At 38.9% G+C, this 18,640-nt stretch carries 16 protein-coding genes; 7 read left to right on the top strand and 9 right to left on the bottom strand.

What is annotated here, in order from left to right; translation table 11 throughout:
- Positions 1 to 205: 205 nt before the first annotated feature.
- Both DNJ75_RS06460 and DNJ75_RS06455 read right to left on the bottom strand, forming a co-directional pair.
- Positions 206 to 976 carry a hypothetical protein gene (locus DNJ75_RS06460; protein ID WP_117002424.1) on the bottom strand — a complete coding sequence of 257 codons (771 nt, stop codon included), beginning with the start codon at positions 974 to 976 and terminating at the stop codon, positions 206 to 208.
- A gap of 36 nt (positions 977 to 1,012) precedes the next feature.
- Positions 1,013 to 1,834 (bottom strand): fimbrial biogenesis chaperone, encoded by an 822-nt coding sequence (locus DNJ75_RS06455; protein WP_117002422.1) that lies wholly within the window; start codon positions 1,832 to 1,834, stop codon positions 1,013 to 1,015.
- Between the two features lie 216 nt (positions 1,835 to 2,050).
- Between DNJ75_RS06455 and DNJ75_RS06450 the strand changes: the two genes are divergently transcribed.
- The 7 genes from DNJ75_RS06450 (at position 2,051) to DNJ75_RS06420 (ending at position 7,615) form a co-directional block, all read left to right on the top strand.
- Entirely contained in the window at positions 2,051 to 2,764 is a 714-nt protein-coding gene (locus tag DNJ75_RS06450) for a response regulator transcription factor (RefSeq protein ID WP_117002420.1), read from the top strand.
- A gap of 252 nt (positions 2,765 to 3,016) precedes the next feature.
- Complete coding sequence (gene rpsT, locus DNJ75_RS06445) at positions 3,017 to 3,292, top strand: 30S ribosomal protein S20 (RefSeq protein ID WP_117002418.1); 276 nt, start codon at positions 3,017 to 3,019, stop codon at positions 3,290 to 3,292.
- Positions 3,293 to 3,364: 72 nt separating this feature from the next.
- Positions 3,365 to 4,387, top strand: coding sequence for a UDP-3-O-(3-hydroxymyristoyl)glucosamine N-acyltransferase (gene lpxD / locus DNJ75_RS06440; protein ID WP_170137200.1), 1,023 nt, complete (start codon positions 3,365 to 3,367; stop codon positions 4,385 to 4,387).
- 22 nt (positions 4,388 to 4,409) lie between these two features.
- The gene (fabZ, locus tag DNJ75_RS06435; protein WP_117002413.1) at positions 4,410 to 4,862 is read left to right on the top strand and encodes a 3-hydroxyacyl-ACP dehydratase FabZ; all 453 of its coding nucleotides are present in this window, start codon (positions 4,410 to 4,412) and stop codon (positions 4,860 to 4,862) included.
- A 2-nt stretch (positions 4,863 to 4,864) separates the two neighbouring features.
- On the top strand, positions 4,865 to 5,638 hold the full coding sequence (gene lpxA, locus DNJ75_RS06430; RefSeq protein WP_117002411.1) for an acyl-ACP--UDP-N-acetylglucosamine O-acyltransferase: 774 nt from the start codon (positions 4,865 to 4,867) through the stop codon (positions 5,636 to 5,638).
- Positions 5,638 to 6,774: a lipid-A-disaccharide synthase gene (gene lpxB / locus DNJ75_RS06425; RefSeq protein WP_117002409.1), complete on the top strand. Its 1,137-nt coding sequence runs from the start codon at positions 5,638 to 5,640 to the stop codon at positions 6,772 to 6,774. The genes lpxA and lpxB overlap by 1 nt, the downstream gene beginning before the upstream one ends.
- 76 nt (positions 6,775 to 6,850) lie before the next feature.
- A complete protein-coding gene (locus tag DNJ75_RS06420; RefSeq protein ID WP_117002407.1) occupies positions 6,851 to 7,615 on the top strand; it encodes a cell division protein ZipA C-terminal FtsZ-binding domain-containing protein in 765 nt (254 codons plus the stop codon).
- Between the two features lie 182 nt (positions 7,616 to 7,797).
- Here the strand turns inward: DNJ75_RS06420 and DNJ75_RS06415 are convergent, their stop codons facing one another.
- From DNJ75_RS06415 to DNJ75_RS06385, 7 genes are all read right to left on the bottom strand, one after another.
- Complete coding sequence (locus DNJ75_RS06415; protein ID WP_117002404.1) at positions 7,798 to 12,684, bottom strand: hypothetical protein; 4,887 nt, start codon at positions 12,682 to 12,684, stop codon at positions 7,798 to 7,800.
- Entirely contained in the window at positions 12,677 to 13,648 is a 972-nt protein-coding gene (locus DNJ75_RS06410; RefSeq protein ID WP_206609095.1) for a hypothetical protein, read from the bottom strand. Before DNJ75_RS06410 ends, DNJ75_RS06415 begins: the two co-directional genes overlap by 8 nt.
- A 73-nt stretch (positions 13,649 to 13,721) precedes the next feature.
- The gene (locus tag DNJ75_RS06405) at positions 13,722 to 13,979 is read right to left on the bottom strand and encodes a hypothetical protein (protein ID WP_117002399.1); all 258 of its coding nucleotides are present in this window, start codon (positions 13,977 to 13,979) and stop codon (positions 13,722 to 13,724) included.
- 10 nt (positions 13,980 to 13,989) lie between these two features.
- Positions 13,990 to 14,784, bottom strand: coding sequence for a hypothetical protein (locus tag DNJ75_RS06400; RefSeq protein WP_150469033.1), 795 nt, complete (start codon positions 14,782 to 14,784; stop codon positions 13,990 to 13,992).
- Between the two features lie 327 nt (positions 14,785 to 15,111).
- Positions 15,112 to 16,548 (bottom strand): hypothetical protein, encoded by a 1,437-nt coding sequence (locus DNJ75_RS06395; protein WP_117002393.1) that lies wholly within the window; start codon positions 16,546 to 16,548, stop codon positions 15,112 to 15,114.
- Between the two features lie 177 nt (positions 16,549 to 16,725).
- Positions 16,726 to 17,943, bottom strand: a complete 1,218-nt coding sequence (locus tag DNJ75_RS06390) for an MFS transporter (protein WP_117002391.1) — start codon at positions 17,941 to 17,943, stop codon at positions 16,726 to 16,728.
- Positions 17,944 to 18,022: 79 nt separating this feature from the next.
- A complete protein-coding gene (locus DNJ75_RS06385) occupies positions 18,023 to 18,601 on the bottom strand; it encodes a thymidine kinase (protein WP_117002388.1) in 579 nt (192 codons plus the stop codon).
- Positions 18,602 to 18,640: the final 39 nt, after the last annotated feature.

The raw sequence follows: 18,640 nt of genomic DNA, 5'->3' as shown, positions 1-18,640 counted from the left end.
CAAGAAAAAACCGCATAAAATATTTTTCACTATCCGGCAGCTAAGCGAGATGGATTATCATGAATCAACAATAAGTTAAACTGTATCCCCCACTCATACAGCTTAAATGATATGACCTCTCTTACCAGAGGAGAGATCCTACTAATGCAACTTAACTTATTTATACATTATCACACTATACAAATACCACCTCTTCTAATCCAATCTAAGAAAAGGTTGCTTTTATTTGTACATTAATACCATTAAAATTATAAGCATTTGCACTCCCAAAAGTATTTATATACTCAATAACTGAATGAATATCTTTACTGCCCACAACAAATGCGAATGGAATATATGCCACCTGATCACTAGCTATGGTATCAGTAATCATCAACAAATCAGATTCTGTTGCTGGATTCCAGGCGAGCAATTCTTTTGCCTTACTAATAGCTGTAGCAGTAACATTATCTGTACCTAAGGTGACGGCCGATTTATCTTCAATGCTAACAGCTGAACCATCAAGCGGGTAAACCACAGTAGCATATAAATCTTTTCCATTAACCTCCATTTTATTAGAATCTGCCCCAAAAAAATTTATATCTAGTGCTGATATACTTTTCGTATTTTGCTCTTCATATACAGCAAGCCACCTTACTGCCTCTACATCAAAGTAATCTATTGACATAGAATCGGTATCTGATACAGGCTTGCTCAAACCAGTCCAAACACCTTTAAAGACGTCTTGTGCATCTGTAGATATATTGACGCTTGCATTAGCACCTAGTGACAACGTAATTGATGTAGGATTTACCTGTGGATTTTTCCCTAAACCATCATATAAAACAAAAGCCACATTTGAGGTAAATGTAACTGGAACAGATGCTGAAACAGTTGCTGTTATACTAGCAGTTGGATTTTCAACAGCATTTATCTGTCCTGTTAAAATGATTGCCATCATTGATGAATACAAGGATAGTTTAATTGATTTTTTCATATTTAGACCTTATTTAGTTTGGATTAAACGCTGTTATCAAAGATAAAATGTTTTCTTTATGGATGAGTTTCCTGTTTTTATAAAAAGAAAAACCTCCCCTTGATAACCCAAGAGACGGATGTCTCTAAGCTGGTTTGGATATACTCTGATATCCTGACTACCGCCCACAGCACACGGTATAACTGCATTATCTTCCGCATCTTGCGCTTCAGGTCGAAAATTACATTTTCCACTAATATCCAAAATAATGAGCGCATTACCTTGGTTTTGTAATGTAACTTTCTCACCCTCAATCACCTGTAAATCATAGGTGTAATCAGGATTCTTTGGCTCAACGACAATTGCCGTAGAGACCCCTAAGTTAAGGGTTGCCTCTGCTGCAACTTTTTCATCGACGTCAAAACCATATTTCTTCTCCGGCAAAACCGGTGTGAATTTTAGCCGATAGAACGATAGTTTATCTGCATTGTTTATCTCTCTATTTATAATGAAATTAACATCATCTTTACGCTTCGGACCTAAGATCATTTTTTGTGGTGAAACCAACAGCCCTGATAGTGCCATATCTTTAATTGTCATTTCTTCTTCAGTTGGCATGTTGTTTTTGTCTGCCTTATCATTACCTTGAGCAAACGGTTGATTAACCTTTTCTAGATTGATTAAATAATAACTGGTTTTACATGAGCTATTCGTAATACGCTTTACAAGCCCTAATTCATTTTTCTCATTCTTATAAACATAATCAAACATACCACTAACTGTCACACCACCATTGCAATCTTTAAATGGCACCGCATAGGCCATGCTACCCATGACTAATGACAACGTGCTTAATATATGTTTTGCGAAAAATCTCATACCACTTTACCTATCATTTGTTATGCATCAAGCACTCCCCGAAACGCTTGAGCACATAATACCCAGTTAACGCATCTTTTAAACCCCTTGCTCGTTAACAGCCGTTAACATAGCCTGCGCTTTGATTGCTAACTATTCTCGTCAAAATACCGATATAATCATGCTTCACGAATCAAATAAAAGTGGCTAAACTTGGGTAACAAGCCATGGATATAAATGGGGCAAAAAAAAGAAATGAATATTAATAAAGTACTGATCATCGATGATGACAAAGGGATCGCTGATGCAGTAGCGCATTTTTTCGAGCAAAAACTCCTCTTTAGCTCACATGCTAGTTGCGGGCAAGATGCTTTGGAGATGCTACAAAAAGAGCGCTTCTCGGCAGTTATACTAGACCTTAATTTACCTGATATTTATGGGATTGAGTTATGCAAAAGCATTCGCAAAGAATTACCAGATATCCCTATTTTGATCCTTTCAGCCAATACCGGTGAGGTTAATCGTATTATCGGTCTTGAAGCCGAGGCTAATGATTATATGGAAAAGCCATTTAATATTCATGAGCTATATGCGCGCGTTAATAATCTGATTAAATTCAGTATGAACAATACATCAAATCAAACAAAAGCCATAATCTTTAATTCATTAAGCTATCACTTACATGATAAAACACTGTCAAGTCTAAGTAACAAAATTAATCTCACACAAACCGAGCAGCGTCTACTTGAGCTCTTTCTAACACGCCCAGGGCAGGTGATATCCAAACATGAGATTGCCGATAAATTTGGCATGGCAGATCAATCTGACAGTCGCTCACTTGATGTTATTATCAGCCGTCTACGTACCAAGATTGATGACAAACAAGCCAATCTTTTACAAACCATTCGCGGTCATGGCTATGTTTTTGTCGGGCGTTTGCAGTATAGATAAATGCGTTGTGTCTTAATATGCCACTCGTAAATCAACTGACTCATCATAATGTATTTGTTATTTTTTGCACTTTTTAACAAGGTCACTGCAATTCAATACGACAAGCTTATTGACATACCATTCAAATCGGTTCAAAATACGCTGCGATTTTAAATTAGCAGTTGATCCTATTTCAGAAAAGCGTGTCCGTTTCTTGATTGTGGTGATCTGTCACTTGATACCTAAATATAGATAAATAATCGGAGAAGAACATTGGCTAATAGTAAACAAGCTAAAAAACGTGTAAGACAAGCAGAAAAAAACCGTCAACATAACATGTCTCGTCGCTCAATGATGAGAACTTTTATGAAGAAAACCATTAAAGCAATCGAAGCAAGCGATGTATCTTTAGCAAAAGATTGTTTTGCTAAACTTCAGCCAGTATTAGATCGTTACGCTACTAAAGGCTTAATCCACAAGAACAAAGCAGCGCGTCATAAGAGCCGCCTTGTTGCTAAGATCAAAGCATTGGAAGTTGCTGCTGCGTAATCGCGCACCAGCCAGTTGATCAAAAAGCTCCTTAATGGGGCTTTTTTTTTATACGAATAAGGATATATAAACATGTACTCACTTAAAACACTTGCTGAAGATCTTGGTGGTTATGTCCATGGTGATGAATCTATCGTCGTTGATCGCTTAGCGACACTCAAAGGTGCTAAATCAGGGCAGCTTTCATTCCTAGCCAATAGCAAATATATCAATGACCTTAAGGAGACTAAGGCTTCAGCCGTTTTATTAACCAAAGAGGCGCTTGAGCTTTGCCCTACAAACGCGGTGGTTCTTGATAACCCTTATCTTGCCTTTGCCAAGGTGGCAGCTTTGTTTGATTGCGCGCCTAAAGCACGTTCTGGCATTCACCCAAGTGCAACAATCGCAAGCTCTGCTAAAATTGCCGCCAATGCATCCATTGCTGCCAATGTTGTCATTGGTGAGCATGTCATCATAGCTGAAAATGCAATTATTGGTGCTAATTGCGTGATCCTAGATAACTCAAGCATTGGCACAAAGACTGAAATAAAACCTAATGTCACGATCTATCATGGTGTGCACATTGGTGATTATTGTATTATTCATGCCAACACCGTGATTGGTTCAGATGGCTTTGGTAATGCCAAAGATGAAAAAGGCAACTGGGTTAAAATTCCGCAAATCGGCGGGGTGACTATTGGCAATCATGTTGAGATAGGTGCCTCTACCTCTATTGATCGAGGTGCGATTGATGACACTATTATCGCCGATGGGGTTAAGATCGATAACCAAGTGCAAATCGCACACAATGTCATTATTGGTGAAAACACTGCAATTGCAGGTTCAACAGGCATTGCCGGATCGGTCACTATTGGCAAAAACTGCTTACTTGGCGGTCAAGTAGGCGTCAGTGGTCATTTGGAAATCTGCGACGGGGTTCTGTTGGCAGCTGCCTCAAATGTTAGCAAAAGCATTACCGAGCCTGGCTTTTATACTGCAGCATTTAATGCTCGCCCGCATATGGAGTGGAAACGCACCAGCGCGCGCATATTTAGGTTAGATAAACTGGAAACTCGTGTTAAAATGCTCGAGCAAAAATGCAAAGATTCTGAATAAACCAACGTAAGGCACATTACACATGCAGCTTAACATTCAACAAATTAAAGAAATTTTACCGCATCGTTACCCTTTTTTATTGATTGATAAAATCCTTGAAATTAACGTCGAGGAAGGCACGGCTATTGCTCAGAAAAATGTCACTGCCAATGAAGAGTTTTTCAACGGACATTTCCCAAATCAACCGATTATGCCAGGGGTTTTAATCGTTGAAGCCATGGCACAAGCTATTGGTGTTTTGGGCGTTAAGATGATGGGAAGTGAACAAGATCAATTAGATCATAAGAAGCTTTTTGTACTTGCAGGGATTGATCACGTGCGTATTAAGCGCCCTGTTGTCCCAGGTGATGTCTTAAAATTCCATGCTAAAATGGGCAAAATCAAGCGCGGTATGTGCAAAAGTGAAGCTCAGGCTTACGTTGATGGCGAGCTTGTTGCGAGCGCTGAGTTTTTTGCAGCTTATAGGGAAATGTAAACGTGATCGATGAAAGAGCAGTTATTCATGAAACAGCAGAAATTGCTGACAATGTCACGATAGGCCCCTATGCCATTATTGGTGAAAATACCAAAATTGGCGAAGGCTGTAATATTTCTGCTCATGCGGTTATTGGTAAAAATGCCATTATCGGCAAGAATAACCGTATATTCCAATTCGCCTCTGTCGGTGAAGAACCAATTGATCGCACCTTCCATGGTGAGTTTTCACAGCTTATTTTGGGTGATAACAATATCATTCGTGAATGCGTGACAATTCACGGAGGCACTGCCAAAGAAGATGGTATTACGCGTGTTGGCAATAACAATCTGATTATGAATTATGTGCATATTGGGCATGATTGCCGTGTTGGCAACAATGTCACTCTTGTTAATAACGCAGCCCTTGCCGGACATGTGCATGTCGATGATTTTGCCACCATTGGCATCAACTCAGGGATTCACCAGTTTTGTCGCATTGGTTCTTACGCTTTTATTGCGCATATGGCGCTAATTACGCAGGATGTCCCGCCTTATTTGATGGTGACGGCATCACCTACTACCTCGCCTTGCGGCATTAATGTCGAAGGCTTAAAAAGAGCAGGCTTTTCCTCGCAAGATATTCGCCAGATCCGAGAAGCTTATAAAATCATTTATCGTCAAGGTTTACGTTTAGTTGAAGCCATTGAAAAACTTAAAATCATGCAACAAGAAACACCAGCCATCGAGCGATTTATTACATTGCTAGAAAGCTCAAAACGCGGGATCATTCGCTAATGCGTATTATGCTTGTTGCTGGCGAGCTCTCTGGTGATCAACTGGGTGCAGGCGTTGTGCGTTTACTAAAACAGCATTACCCTCACGCCATTCTAGAAGGTATTGGCGGTCAGCAAATGATTGATGCCGGACTTAAAAGCCTTTATCCCATTGAAACACTATCCGTCATGGGACTTTTTGAGGTGTTAAAGCACCTTCCGGCTATCTTAAAGGTGCGCAAAGGCATCATCAAACATTGCCAAGATAATCCACCGGATATCTATATTGGTATTGACGCGCCTGACTTTAACCTACCGATTGAAGCTAAGCTTAAAGCGCGTGGCATCAAAACTGCGCACTATGTCAGCCCTTCTGTTTGGGCATGGCGCGAAGGCCGCATGAAAAAGATCAAACGTGCTACGGATGTCGTTTTTGCCATTTTGCCTTTTGAAGAGGCTTTCTATCAAAAACATAAGCACAAAGCGATCTTTGTCGGGCACCCTTTAGCCAATAAAGTGCCGATGAATGAGGATACAGTTGGCGCACGCAAACAGCTTGATATTAATACAAACCCCAATAGAAAAGTCATTGCACTTTTACCTGGAAGCCGCACACAAGAAGTCATTCGCATTTTACCGGTTTTCTTACACAGCATTGCTCAGTTAAAACGCCAAGGTTATGAGTTTGATACCTTGCTGCCTGTAGCGAAAGAAAGTTTATATGGTGAGATTAATAAACATCAAGAACTGCTTGATAAGCTCAATATTCAAAAATTCAATGGTAATGCACATATGGTGCTGCAAGCCTGTGACTTTGCCTTAGTTGCCTCAGGTACCGCGGCACTTGAAACGATGCTTTATAAAAAACCGATGGTTATTGGTTATCAGATGTCAACAATCACGGCTGCCATTGTTAAGCACATGCTAAAGACAAAATTTGTTGGCTTGCCAAACATTCTTGCTGATAAGGAAATAGTGCCAGAGCTCTTGCAGAAAAATTTCACAGCCAATCAAATTACTCATGAGTTAAAACGATTTTTTGACGATCAAGCGTATACTCAAGAGATTAAAGCAACTTTTCACCGCTTACATCAGCTATTAATGCGTGATGCTGATCGCAAAGTCAGCGATGAAATTATAAATTTATTAGATTCTTAGCGCTTTTGTCTTTTTAATTAGGCATGCATTGATTAGAATAAGCCACTATTGAAATACCATTATATAGATTATAAATATGACTCAAGTTCAATTGATTTTATTGCTTAGTATTATCATCGTGATTTTACTGTTGATTGATGCATTTCGCCGCAGCAAGCGCAAGAAATATAAGCGTGAGATGGCAGAACTACAAGCCATTCAAGAAAAAGAGAAAGCTGTCAAAAAAGCGCAAAAATCAGAAAAAACAGCACATAAACAACAAGTTGATATAAAGCAATCACATAAAGATCCAACATCACATGACAAAAATGCAGTAGACGTTGCGCAAAAAATTGAGCTTGGCGCTGATATCAAAGTTGATCCATTAGCCGATACACCAATTAGTGAGTTTGAAGCATCTCATGCCGATTACCCGCAACTCGAAAAAGGGATTGTCAACTATTTTATTAGCGCACCGCGTGGTTACGTATTCAATGGTGAAGATCTAGATACTTTGTTTAAACACAGCGGTTTAAGCTTTAATGCTGAGGATCAAAGCTTTGAGCTGTTAACCCAAGACAAAGATGTACTCTTTAGCATCAAAGCGGATGCGCCAGTCAAAGGATTTGATCCTGAGAACTTCACGCAAAAAGATTACACACGCCTATTATGCCGTTGTGATATTGCTGATCTTGTACAATCTTATGAGCCACAAGTGTGCTTTGATCACTTCACCAAAAGCATTGAGAAGATTAATACGCGCTTAGGTGGCACCCTACTTAACGAGCATAAACGCCGCTTCACCAGCCATGATCAAAGTGCTTATACACAACACGTTAAGCAGTTTGAAGTTAAAAAATAAACTATCATCATATATACCGCTCACAAACCATTTTACAGCATTTCTGTCATTGAATTTTGCGCCCTTTTGAGCGCTTGCATTTTGCCAATAGTCCTAGCTATTATCTGCAACTCAAGCACTCAAAAGCATCAAAAACTTCTTCAACACCGAACACCGCAAAATGATTTACGAGCGGTATAGCTTTAAGCACTTTTTGGCATCCACGAGTTTGCCAATACACTTTTGATTTCATCTTGTTGATCTTTGTTTAACAGATCTTCACCGACACCTGTTTCAACATTAAAGCTTGCCAATGTTTGGATAATCACATCGATTTGTTTATTACTCAGCACAAATTGCTCAACCCCAATCTCATCAATTTGATGCGCTTCAGATTCAAACCAATCTTGAACCACAATCTCTCGCGGCTTGTTGCTATCCGCCAAATTCTTAATCATCAGGTTGCTGACTTCACGATAAAAGCGTAAATCTGTCGTTTTAATGCCATTGAGTTTCATAAAGTCACTACTGTTATCGTTATCATAATTATCAATAATTGTTTTCTGTGTTTGTGCAAAATCAATTTCATAGCTATCTTGACCATTACCACCATGAAGATAGCTTAGATCACCATTTGCAACTAGCACATCATGATTATCGCTACCTGATTGCACATTTTCTCTTTTAAGCACCGTACCATCAGCAAACTCAAATCCACCCACCTTTGTACGGGTATAGCCACTTGTCGCATAAAAATTCTCTATGAGCACACGGTTAGTTGCATCATCCCCAACCTGAATATTCAAGGTGTTACCCTGTTTACTTAAGCTTAAATCCTCAAAGCTAATGCCTGCACCAAAACGCAATACATCATTAAATTGATCGTATAGATAACTACCATTTCGACGAATTGTATCAACGCCATCACCCACTTCATAGACATAAGTCGCTGTTGTGTAATCATGATTAATGAGTAAGTCATTACCTTTACCTCCCATTAAGGTATTATGCTGCCAGTTTCCCTGTGATAATAAAGTGTCATCACCGCTACCCCCATACAGCTGATCACCACCATTGCCCGTTAAAACATCGTTACCTTCCTCACCATAAAGATAGTCATTGCCTCCTGCACCCTTTAGGTTATCATCACCCTGACCACCACGAAGATTCTCTGCAAAGTCACTCCCAGATAACGTATTTGCTAACTCATCGCCAATAATATCCGGATTCAAGCGCGCATCTTCACGCTTAATCACCGTACCATCAGCGAATTCAAATCCACCAACCTTTGTACGGGTATAGCCACTCACTGCATAAAAATTCTCTATGAGCACACGATTAGTTGCATCATCCCCAACCTGAATATTCAAGGTGTTACCCTGTTTACTTAAGCTTAAATCCTCAAAGCTAATGCCTGCACCAAAACGCAATACGTCATTAAATAGATCGTATAGATAACTACCATTTCGACGAATTGTATCAATGCCATCACCCACCTCATAAACATAAGTTGCTGTTGTGTAATCATGATTAATGAGTAAGTCGTTACCTTTACCGCCCATCAAGGTATTATGCTGCCAGTTTCCCTGTGATAATAAAGTGTCATCACCGCTACCCCCATACAGCTGATCACCACCATTGCCCGTTAAAACATCGTTACCTTCCTCACCATAAAGATAGTCATTGCCTCCTGCACCCTTTAGGTTATCATCACCCTGACCACCACGAAGATTCTCTGCAAAGTCACTCCCAGATAACGTATTTGCTAACTCATCGCCAATAATATCCGGATTCAAGCGCGCATCTTCACGCTTAATCACCGTACCATCGGCAAATTCAAACCCACCCACCTTTGTACGGGTATAGCCACTTGTCGCATAAAAATTCTCTATGAGCACACGGTTAGTTGCATCATCCCCAACCTGAATACTCAAGGTGTTACCCTGTTTACTTAAGCTTAAATCCTCAAAGCTAATGCCTGCACCAAAACGCAATACGTCATTAAATCGATCGTACAGATAACTACCGTTTCGACGAATCGTATCAACGCCATCACCCACCTCATAAACATAAGTCGCTGTTGTGTAATCATGATTAATGAGTAAGTCATTACCTTTACCGCCCATTAAGGTATTATGCTGCCAGTTTCCCTGTGATAATAAAGTGTCATCACCGCTACCTCCATACAGTTGATCACCACCATTGCCATAAAGTTTATCATCGCCTAACCCACCGTATAAATAATCACTGCCGCCGCCACCTTCTAAAGTATCATTACCAGCTAAACCATAAATATTTTCATTACGGTGATTACCTATCAAATAATTATCAAGACTTTGCTCAGATTGAGATGCACTGACAAAATGATATGTTTTCTTCATAAACTTAAGTTCATCAAGTGCTGATAATTCAGCCAACATTTTGTTACTTGGTGCAGCTAACATGTCATTGGCAAGTTTTAACGCGTCAAAACCCAATTGTTGAAATTCCTGTTGTTGGCGATCAATAATCATTTCCAGTCTTGAGAAGCTCTTTTCAGGATTACTCTCTGCCATCTCTAGAAAATAATTTTCCAATCGTTGCCAATTATATTGAGCGACACCTGAGTCATCTTGTTCGATCGTTATATAAGGTAGCATTTGTGTTAACACTGCTTGATAGCGATTAGCCTGCTGATGTTCTTTGATATTCTCAACCATCAGTTGAAACGCTTCACTAATCACTGCACTCCTTTGCCCATTGACAAGCTGAAAAAAGCTTTGATCAACCATTGTCACCGTGCCACCTTTAGTCACATTTTGCCAGCCAAAGCTCACATCACCTGTTTTAATGCCAACACTATAATAACTCCCCTTATCAACGATACTATAATCTAATAATCGCCGCCCATTAACCCGCTCTAAATAAGCTGTTTGCTTGATTTTCTCGACAACACCGTCACTTAGATTCATTTGTATCTGAGTGCCATCTTGCAAGGTCAAACCATCAAGCATACTCTCTGCCGACACAAAATCACTGCCTGCTTTTGTCCATAAATCAATCTGTAAATTAAAGTCATAGCTACCGCCATTAACTAGAATGACCTTAGCATCTCTTAATGCTTGACTTACTTGCAAAGATTGGCGCATTGAATTAACCGCTCCATAACCTCTATAAGTTATAACCTCTTTGACCCCAACAGCTCCCTTAACATCAGCAGTTGTAATTTCAAACATACTATTCATATCAAGTTTATAAAAGTTATTTTCGGTAAAGTTTGCGGCAACGATTTGATAGCTTTGACCACTATTATTTTGATAACTTGATTCAAAGGATAAAGTAGCCCCCAGAACCTCTTTATTGATCGATTGTTTATTTAATGAAATATGATCAATTCCGGCTTCGGTTAATGTCTTAAGTTCACTTGCTGTTGAGAAACCATTTTGGTCAGCATCTTGCCATATTTTGACGCTGGTAAAGGCAGCGTCTTGCGCATCAAACACACCATCATGATTGTCATCCAAATCCGATAGCGCATCAAAGCCATCTGTGGCATTTTGTCCATTTTGTTTTATGGTATTTTCGCCAAATAACTCTAATCCATTATCAATTCTGCCATTGCCATTAATATCACGTACTAATAATGCATCATCTTTGCCAACCCAACCAGTAGCGTAGTAGACATTATCACCCGTATGATCAAACATTACTTCTTTATTGGTATCAATTGTCTCAATCCCATCGCCATCTAAGTCTAAAATTAATGGATCGTAACGCACAGCCGGTGCGTTTAATGCCGTATTAAATAGCTGATTAATCAAATCATCTAAAACAACGTTTCCTACTTGATTAATATCAACACCTTGAGCCAGTAAAGCCATTAATTGCCGTAATAACTCACCTTGTGCTGAATCATCATCAACATTCGTTCCCATGATGAGCATGTCATTGAAATTCGCATAATCACCAAAGACATCTTTAAATTCAGACAGACGATCGCGCGCCTCACTTAACAAGCCCTCATCAATGCCCGCATCTTCCATAGCTAACTTATATAGAGCCTCAAAATCTGCAGTATTAAGTGGGCTCTCAGCCATTTTCTCTATTAATTGCTGCACAACCATCTCAGCTTTAGCAATCAACGCAATATCGTCCCCATAATCCTTTAGCACGACATCAATATTCAGCTTATTTGCAATCAAATTGCCATTATCATCATAGCCTTGATATAAGTAATTATGGATTTTATGGATATCAAAGAAGCCCGCAAGACCGCCACCTGGCAACATAATCGTTTGCCCAATATTATCCGACACCGGATCGACATAATCCCCTTCACGCAGATAATTGAGTATTTTATCTTCGATAAGATCTTTATTCTCAGCATATTTATTATAAAGCGCTATTTTCTCCGGATCAGTTACAGCCACATGAACAATTTGATTATTAATCACACCGACCTCATAATACTGCCCATCAATCTTTAATGGATTTATAATGTTTTGGATGCCAAAGGCTTCAAATGTGATACTTTCGCCTAACTGCTCACCTAACATCGCACTTTGCGCTTGTGCAATACTGCCACCTAACGAATGACCCGTGGTGGAGATCGTCATGGGTTTTAAATTATCTCGAATTTTATCCACAAAAGTCACTCCAGCAAGCATATTATCAGCAATATTACCAATAAGCATTTGCACATCCGAGATAACATCACCTGCACTATCAGTCCCTTTATTGACTATTGCAATACTCGTTTTGTCATTAATCGGATTGATTGCAATACCATAATAATCCAGACCGCCCACACCGACCTCTCCATTATGCTCAATTGTCGTACTTGTCTCCCTTAACTGAAAATTATTTAAAACTTCGCTAAATTGTGCCGGCATAGTCGCAATTTGTTGTTTAATATCATCAGGGATGCCTTTTCTAAAATCACCTCGCTCGTCATAAATATAATCATGTAGTTTTGGACTTCTATCTTTATTGCTTCTATCAATAGATAAATCATCAAAAACATAATTGCCTTTATTGTCACCTTCTGTACTTATTGCATAGATAAGATTACTTAATATGGCAGCTTGCTGCTGTGTTATTGTCTTAGCCATGATTGTTCTCCTGTTGTTTGTTGTCTTTGTTGTATATATCTTTTATTTGTTGATACATGGGGGTATCGATTAGCCACTTTGAGTCTGAGAATTTAGCCCTTCTTGTTATAACCCATGAATCCTGCTCCCCATAAATTAAAGAATCATACTTGGCAGGTCTTCTGGGAATAAATTTAAAATATTGCGCCACATCTAAGGGGCTTTTAATGCTTTTGCCTATGTACGCATATTCTGGTATGTTTGGTTTGTCTCCACATGTTTTCTTCACGCCATTTGGCGTGCAATTTGATATAGATATAGTTGCCCAAGTATATTTATTTGTTTCCCAACCTTGTTGCCGAGCAAATATTTCATAACTTAGCGGGAAAGTGACAAATTGTGGTTTTTCTGGCAAATCCATCAATTGGACATCAATACCATACCCAAAGAAATCTTTTGATAAAAAATAATGATTAAGTTGATAGACTACTTCTAGCACTTTAAGGATATTTTGTGGTGTCTCCTTAATATTGATTTTAATCGTGCCACCAAAAATCATTGCCTGATGGCTTGTCTTAATCCACTCATTCAAGTGCAGCGCTTGACCATGCAAATTATCTAATGCCACAGCGGATAAATATCGTTGAGCTTCTGGTAACTCTAATGGTGATATTGAAACTCCTCCCGCGACCGCTTTATAATCCCTAGCCACACCTTTAAAGTAACTCTCTACCAATTTTGCAGATTCTATCGCTTGCCGAGTCTGCAAAAAATTACTGACAAAAGCCCCCTTACCCATTAAATCAGTAATCACAGTGAATTGCTCATCTGGCATCGAATCTGTCTCAACAATAAAGCTATAAGTTTTACTTTGAGCGTTATATTTGCCTTTGATTACTTTAAACTTTTCGTGATACCGCTGATTGAGTTCTTTGACTATGTTAGGCTTTAAGGCCTCAAGCTTAGAATCTGTTGACTCATGCATGGCTGCCCTATAAATAAAATAAGACGATAAACCGATGAGTAATACCACTATTGCCGATATCGCCAAATACCTTTTACTGCACTCCTTCATCATACCCCCCAAACTGTGCCGGCATAGTCGCAATTTGTTGTTTAATATCATCAGGGATGCCTTTTCTAAAATCACCGTGCTCATCATAAATATAATCGTTTAGCGTTAAATCTTTTTTGTCACTATTAGCAACTACCGAATTATCAAAAATATAATTGCCTTTATTGTCACCTTCGGTACTTATTGCATAGATAAGATTGCTTAATATGGCAGCTTGCTGCTGTGTTATTGTCTTAGCCATGATTGTTCTCCTATTGTTTGTTGTATATATCTTTTATTTGTTGATACATGGGGGTATCGATTAGCCACTTTGAGTCTGAGAGCTTAGCTCTTCTTGTTATAACCCATGAATCCTGCTCCCCATAAACTAAAGAATCATACTTGGCAGGTTTTCTGGGAATAAATTTAAAATATTGTGCCACATCCAAGGGGCTTTTAATGTTTTTGCCTATATTGGCATATTTGGGGATATTTGGTTGCCCGTAACACTCTCTTTTGACGCCATTTATTGTACATTCATATATGTCTATAATTGCCCAAGTGTATTTATTGGTTTCCCAACCCTGTTGACGAACAAATATTTCATAACTGAGTGGAAACGTAACGAATTGTGGTTTTGCTGGTAAATCCATAAGCTGAATGCCTATTGCATAACTAAAAAAATCTGCTGACAACAAGTGGTGATTAAGCAAATAAACAGCCTCTAATACTTTAAGAATATTTTCGGGTGTTTCTTTAATATTGATTTTAATGGTACCACCAAACTTCATTGTCTGATGACTTGTTTGCATCCATTTATCCAAAGGCAACGCTTGGCTATGCAAATTATCCAATGCTACTTTTGATAAATATTTCTGGTGTTTTGGTAGTTCTAAAGGAGATATAGAAGCTCCACTAAAACTTGCTTTATAATCCCTAGCCACACCTTTAAAGTAACTCTCTACCAATTTTGCAGATTCTATCGCTTGCCGAGTCTGCAAAAAATTACTGACAAAAGCCCCCTTACCCATTAAATCAGTAATCACAGTGAATTGCTCATCTGGCATCGAATCTGTCTCAACAATAAAGCTATAAGTTTTACTTTGAGCGTTATATTTGCCCTTGATTACTTTAAACTTTTCGTGATACCGCTGATTGAGTTCTTTGACTATGTTAGGCTTTAAGGCCTCAAGCTTAGAATCTGTTGACTCATGCATGGCTGCCCTATAAATAAAATAAGACGATAAACCGATGAGTAATACCACTATTGCCGATATCGCCAAATACCTTTTACTGCACTCCTTCATCATACCCCCCAAACTGACCGGTTTTTTCATTTTGGATATATACCAGATAGGACAAAAAGGCGGCTTGTTGCGAATTGGTTTGCTTATTCATAAGTCTTCTCCCGTAGTTGTAAGTTTAACGACTTGTTGATAAAGCGGGGTATTAACTAAAAATTGTGCTTGTTCCGAATCATAGCGCCTTGAAATTGCCCAAGAATCAACGATACCTCTTGTCAGCTTAGCCTTAACAGGATGTATTGGAATAAGTTTAATTAACTTGGCAATGTCTAACGGCGTATGAATATTCTTGCCGACATTGGCATATTGCGAAATATTAGGTTGATTATCATAACAATACTTCATCACACCATTAATGGTACATTGTGATATTCTGAGTACTGCCCACGTGTACTTTGCAGCTTCAGCGCTTTGCGCACCTCCAAATATTTGCAAACTCATTGGTGCTTTTAACTTCGATGCATTAGGAATATCCAACAAATATACCTCAATATGGTAACTAAAAAATTTAAAGGTGAGTAAATAATGATTAAGCGCATACATTCGATGGATCAATCGCCATAAATTCTCCGGTGTCTTTTTCATGTCAACTCTAGCGCTAACACCAAAATTCATCGCATCATGACTGCTACTAATCCACTGATCAATATGCATATTATTGCCATATAGATTATCCAAGGCTTTATTAGCGAGATAGGCTTGCTCTTCAGATAGTTCAAGCGTTGATAGTGCGCCACCGCTAGCTCGCACACGATATATATCTGACAACCCATCAAAAAATGGTTGCACCAAAGCAGCAGCTTCTCTTGCGCTACGTGTTTGTAAATAATTGCCGATAGACGAACCCTTACCTAAAAAGTCCGTAATCACGACAAGTCGTGTATCTGGCATCGATTGTGGAATGACTGTATAGCTATAGCCATTACTTTCTGGGTTATACGCCTCTTTAGTTACTTGAAATCTTTCTCCATATTGCGTTTCTAAGCTTTGCGCCAATTTTTGCATACGCCCACTTGAATCTGATATTGTGGGAATATGACTTTCTCTAACAAAGTAGATAACGCATGCGATGATGATCACTAAAATTGTAATAATTGCTTTTAAATAATCTTTAATAAAAGATCTAATATGCGTTTTAAGCAATGATTTTCTAGGCTCCAAACTAATCTGTTGCCAAAGTGCTTGATTTGCTGCTTGAATTCGGTCAATCTGTTTTAATTCATCCTTATAAGTGAAGTAGCTAGTGATCAACATCAAGATAATTAATATTCCTGCTACTGCAATCGCTACAGGAATGGCAATAGCTAGGGCATAAATAATTAAGTGACCCGCCTGCAAACTCCAAAAAAAGGCAATCGCCAAAGGCAACCACCATAAAACGATAACACCCCAAACACGTCCTGAGATAATATTTCGTCTACGCTCTATCAGCTTACTTATTTCATTAGTAGATAGCGTTTGCTCTAGAGAAACACTTTCATCCTGTTTACTTTTATCAATTCTTCCAACTTTTGTCTTATCATGCATTTCATACCTCGCCTATATCTATCTCACCAAGGCAAAACAATAGAAATAAGTTACATCAAGCCATCAAAATCTAGACTTTAGTGCAAAATTAATCCCTTAATAAAAAGTTAAATGCGGGGAAAATAAAATAGAGTTGCCTCGCTCCAAGCGTAGACAACTATTTTAAAAATTCAAATCTCATCCTTGATTTTTTTGTAGTTTTCCACCACGCAACAATGGATAAATAATCATTAATGCCAATATGATAATAAAGTAAAACCAATAGTTACTTGGGAAGTGCATTTGGCTGTTGATTATTAAAAACATTGTATAGATTACCATAACCATTAAACCAGACAGACCATAGCTTAGTCCTTGGGTTTTACCTTGTAGTGTAATATCTGTATGCCTCTGGGCAAGGGTGACTGAAATCGCCCAACATGAAAGACATATACCAATAATAAAGTAAAAGATTAGTGCCAACCATACACTATGCACTATTGCCAGCATGAAGTATAAACAGACTGATACTAAAAGTGCGCCAACAATGGTTTTGACCTCACTATAACGATCAGCAAACCATGGCAGGATAATGCAACCAATAATAAAGCCGATAGAAAACCCGGTTTCAATCAATGCAAATTGCCATGAACTTGCCTGTAAAATATTCTTGGCATAAGGTGCGATAAAAATCGGCACGGTCATAAACAAGCAAGTAAAACCAACTTCAGCGACATAAAACCAAAAGACAAACCGCTTTTGGCGCAAAAAACGATAAACCATGCGCCAGTCTTCAATAAATCCACTCTCTCTGCGCTCAACATGGCGCCTAGGTCTAACACCAAAGCTTGCTATCAACGCGACCGCTGTGCCAAATAATAAGAAGTATAGGATTTGATGCATATTAAAAAACACGACCAACAAGCCACCCAGTGACATACCAATAACCATGCCAATTTCAAATATGCCATCCATCGTGCTATTGGCATATAACAGATAACTATCATCACTAAAGATCTCGCGCACCATAATGAGCATTGCTGGCATATAAAACGCTAAGATCAAGCCCCAAAAGCTGGTAAAGAAATATACCTCAGCCAATGTATCAAGGTAGCCAAACATTAAAAAAGCAGCAATCACAATAACACGCGCACTATTGGTCGCAATGATGATTTTTTGTCGCGGGAAACGATCGGCAACATAGCCTGTCACAGGAGATAAAACGGCACCTGAGACCCACCAGCTAAACATAAAGATAATAATCGCATTCACACTATTGTAGATCTCAAGCAAATGCCAACTAAATGAGACATAAGCCACACCAACGGCAATGGCAGAAAAAAAGCTCATAATACACGCACAGGTAAATGAGCTATTTTTAAACAATCCCGCACGTGCCTTTAAATAGGACTTCACACACCCTCTTTATAACATCATCAGCTCTAAAGAGCATTGTGGCAAAGATCGGATTTTACAGCAAGCAAAAGTACTTTAATCAGGCAATCTGCCCTTTTTTATAATGCCAACGACAGACGGAAATATAACGCTCATTGCCGCCAATTTGCAGCTGCTCGCCATCTTTAATAACATTCATATCTTGATCCAGACGCAAAACATGTGTCGCCTTTTTACCACAGTGACATATGGTTTTAATTTCAATCAGCTGATCTGCCCAAGTCAGTAAATACTTGCTCCCCTCAAAGGGCTCTGCCTGAAAGTCATTACGTAAACCATAAGCAAGTACTGGGATATCTAACTCATCAACAATATCGGTTAATTGCAAGACCTGCACTTTTGTTAAGAACTGTGCCTCATCGACCAAAATACAATGTAATTTTTTGGTTTTAAGCACTTCTTGCGTTTCCACACAGAGATCCGTTGATTGATCATATAACAACGCATCGGCTTGGAGACCTATGCGCGATGAGATTTTGCCGATACCAAAGCGATCATCAAAGCTCGGGGCGAATAATAAGGTATTCATCCCGCGTTCACGATAATTATAATCAGATTGTAAAAGCGTTGTACTCTTGCCGGCATTCATGGTGGAGTAATAAAAATGAAGCTTTGCCATATCTTAGATAGTCATTCTTTGTATATTAGTTGCATAACT

It is taken from the genome of Cysteiniphilum litorale (assembly GCF_003428165.1).
GTDB classification, from domain to species: Bacteria; Pseudomonadota; Gammaproteobacteria; order Francisellales; family Francisellaceae; genus Caedibacter; species Caedibacter litoralis.
This window is presented reverse-complemented; position numbering and strand designations above follow the sequence as displayed.

Bases quoted from the DNA above. Each gene is read 5' to 3' on its own strand.
- DNJ75_RS06415 (WP_117002404.1), bottom strand. From the start codon at position 12,684: ATGGCTAAGACAATAACACAGCAGCAAGCTGCCATATTAAGTAATCTT.
- fabZ (WP_117002413.1), top strand. From the start codon at position 4,410: ATGCAGCTTAACATTCAACAAATTAAAGAAATTTTACCGCATCGTTAC.
- DNJ75_RS06420 (WP_117002407.1), top strand. From the start codon at position 6,851: ATGACTCAAGTTCAATTGATTTTATTGCTTAGTATTATCATCGTGATT.
- lpxD (WP_170137200.1), top strand. From the start codon at position 3,365: ATGTACTCACTTAAAACACTTGCTGAAGATCTTGGTGGTTATGTCCAT.
- DNJ75_RS06385 (WP_117002388.1), bottom strand. From the start codon at position 18,601: ATGGCAAAGCTTCATTTTTATTACTCCACCATGAATGCCGGCAAGAGT.
- DNJ75_RS06455 (WP_117002422.1), bottom strand. From the start codon at position 1,834: ATGAGATTTTTCGCAAAACATATATTAAGCACGTTGTCATTAGTCATG.
- DNJ75_RS06450 (WP_117002420.1), top strand. From the start codon at position 2,051: ATGGGGCAAAAAAAAGAAATGAATATTAATAAAGTACTGATCATCGAT.
- lpxB (WP_117002409.1), top strand. From the start codon at position 5,638: ATGCGTATTATGCTTGTTGCTGGCGAGCTCTCTGGTGATCAACTGGGT.
- DNJ75_RS06400 (WP_150469033.1), bottom strand. From the start codon at position 14,784: ATGCCAGATGAGCAATTCACTGTGATTACTGATTTAATGGGTAAGGGG.
- DNJ75_RS06410 (WP_206609095.1), bottom strand. From the start codon at position 13,648: ATGCATGAGTCAACAGATTCTAAGCTTGAGGCCTTAAAGCCTAACATA.
- DNJ75_RS06460 (WP_117002424.1), bottom strand. From the start codon at position 976: ATGAAAAAATCAATTAAACTATCCTTGTATTCATCAATGATGGCAATC.
- DNJ75_RS06405 (WP_117002399.1), bottom strand. From the start codon at position 13,979: ATGGCTAAGACAATAACACAGCAGCAAGCTGCCATATTAAGCAATCTT.
- DNJ75_RS06395 (WP_117002393.1), bottom strand. From the start codon at position 16,548: ATGCATGATAAGACAAAAGTTGGAAGAATTGATAAAAGTAAACAGGAT.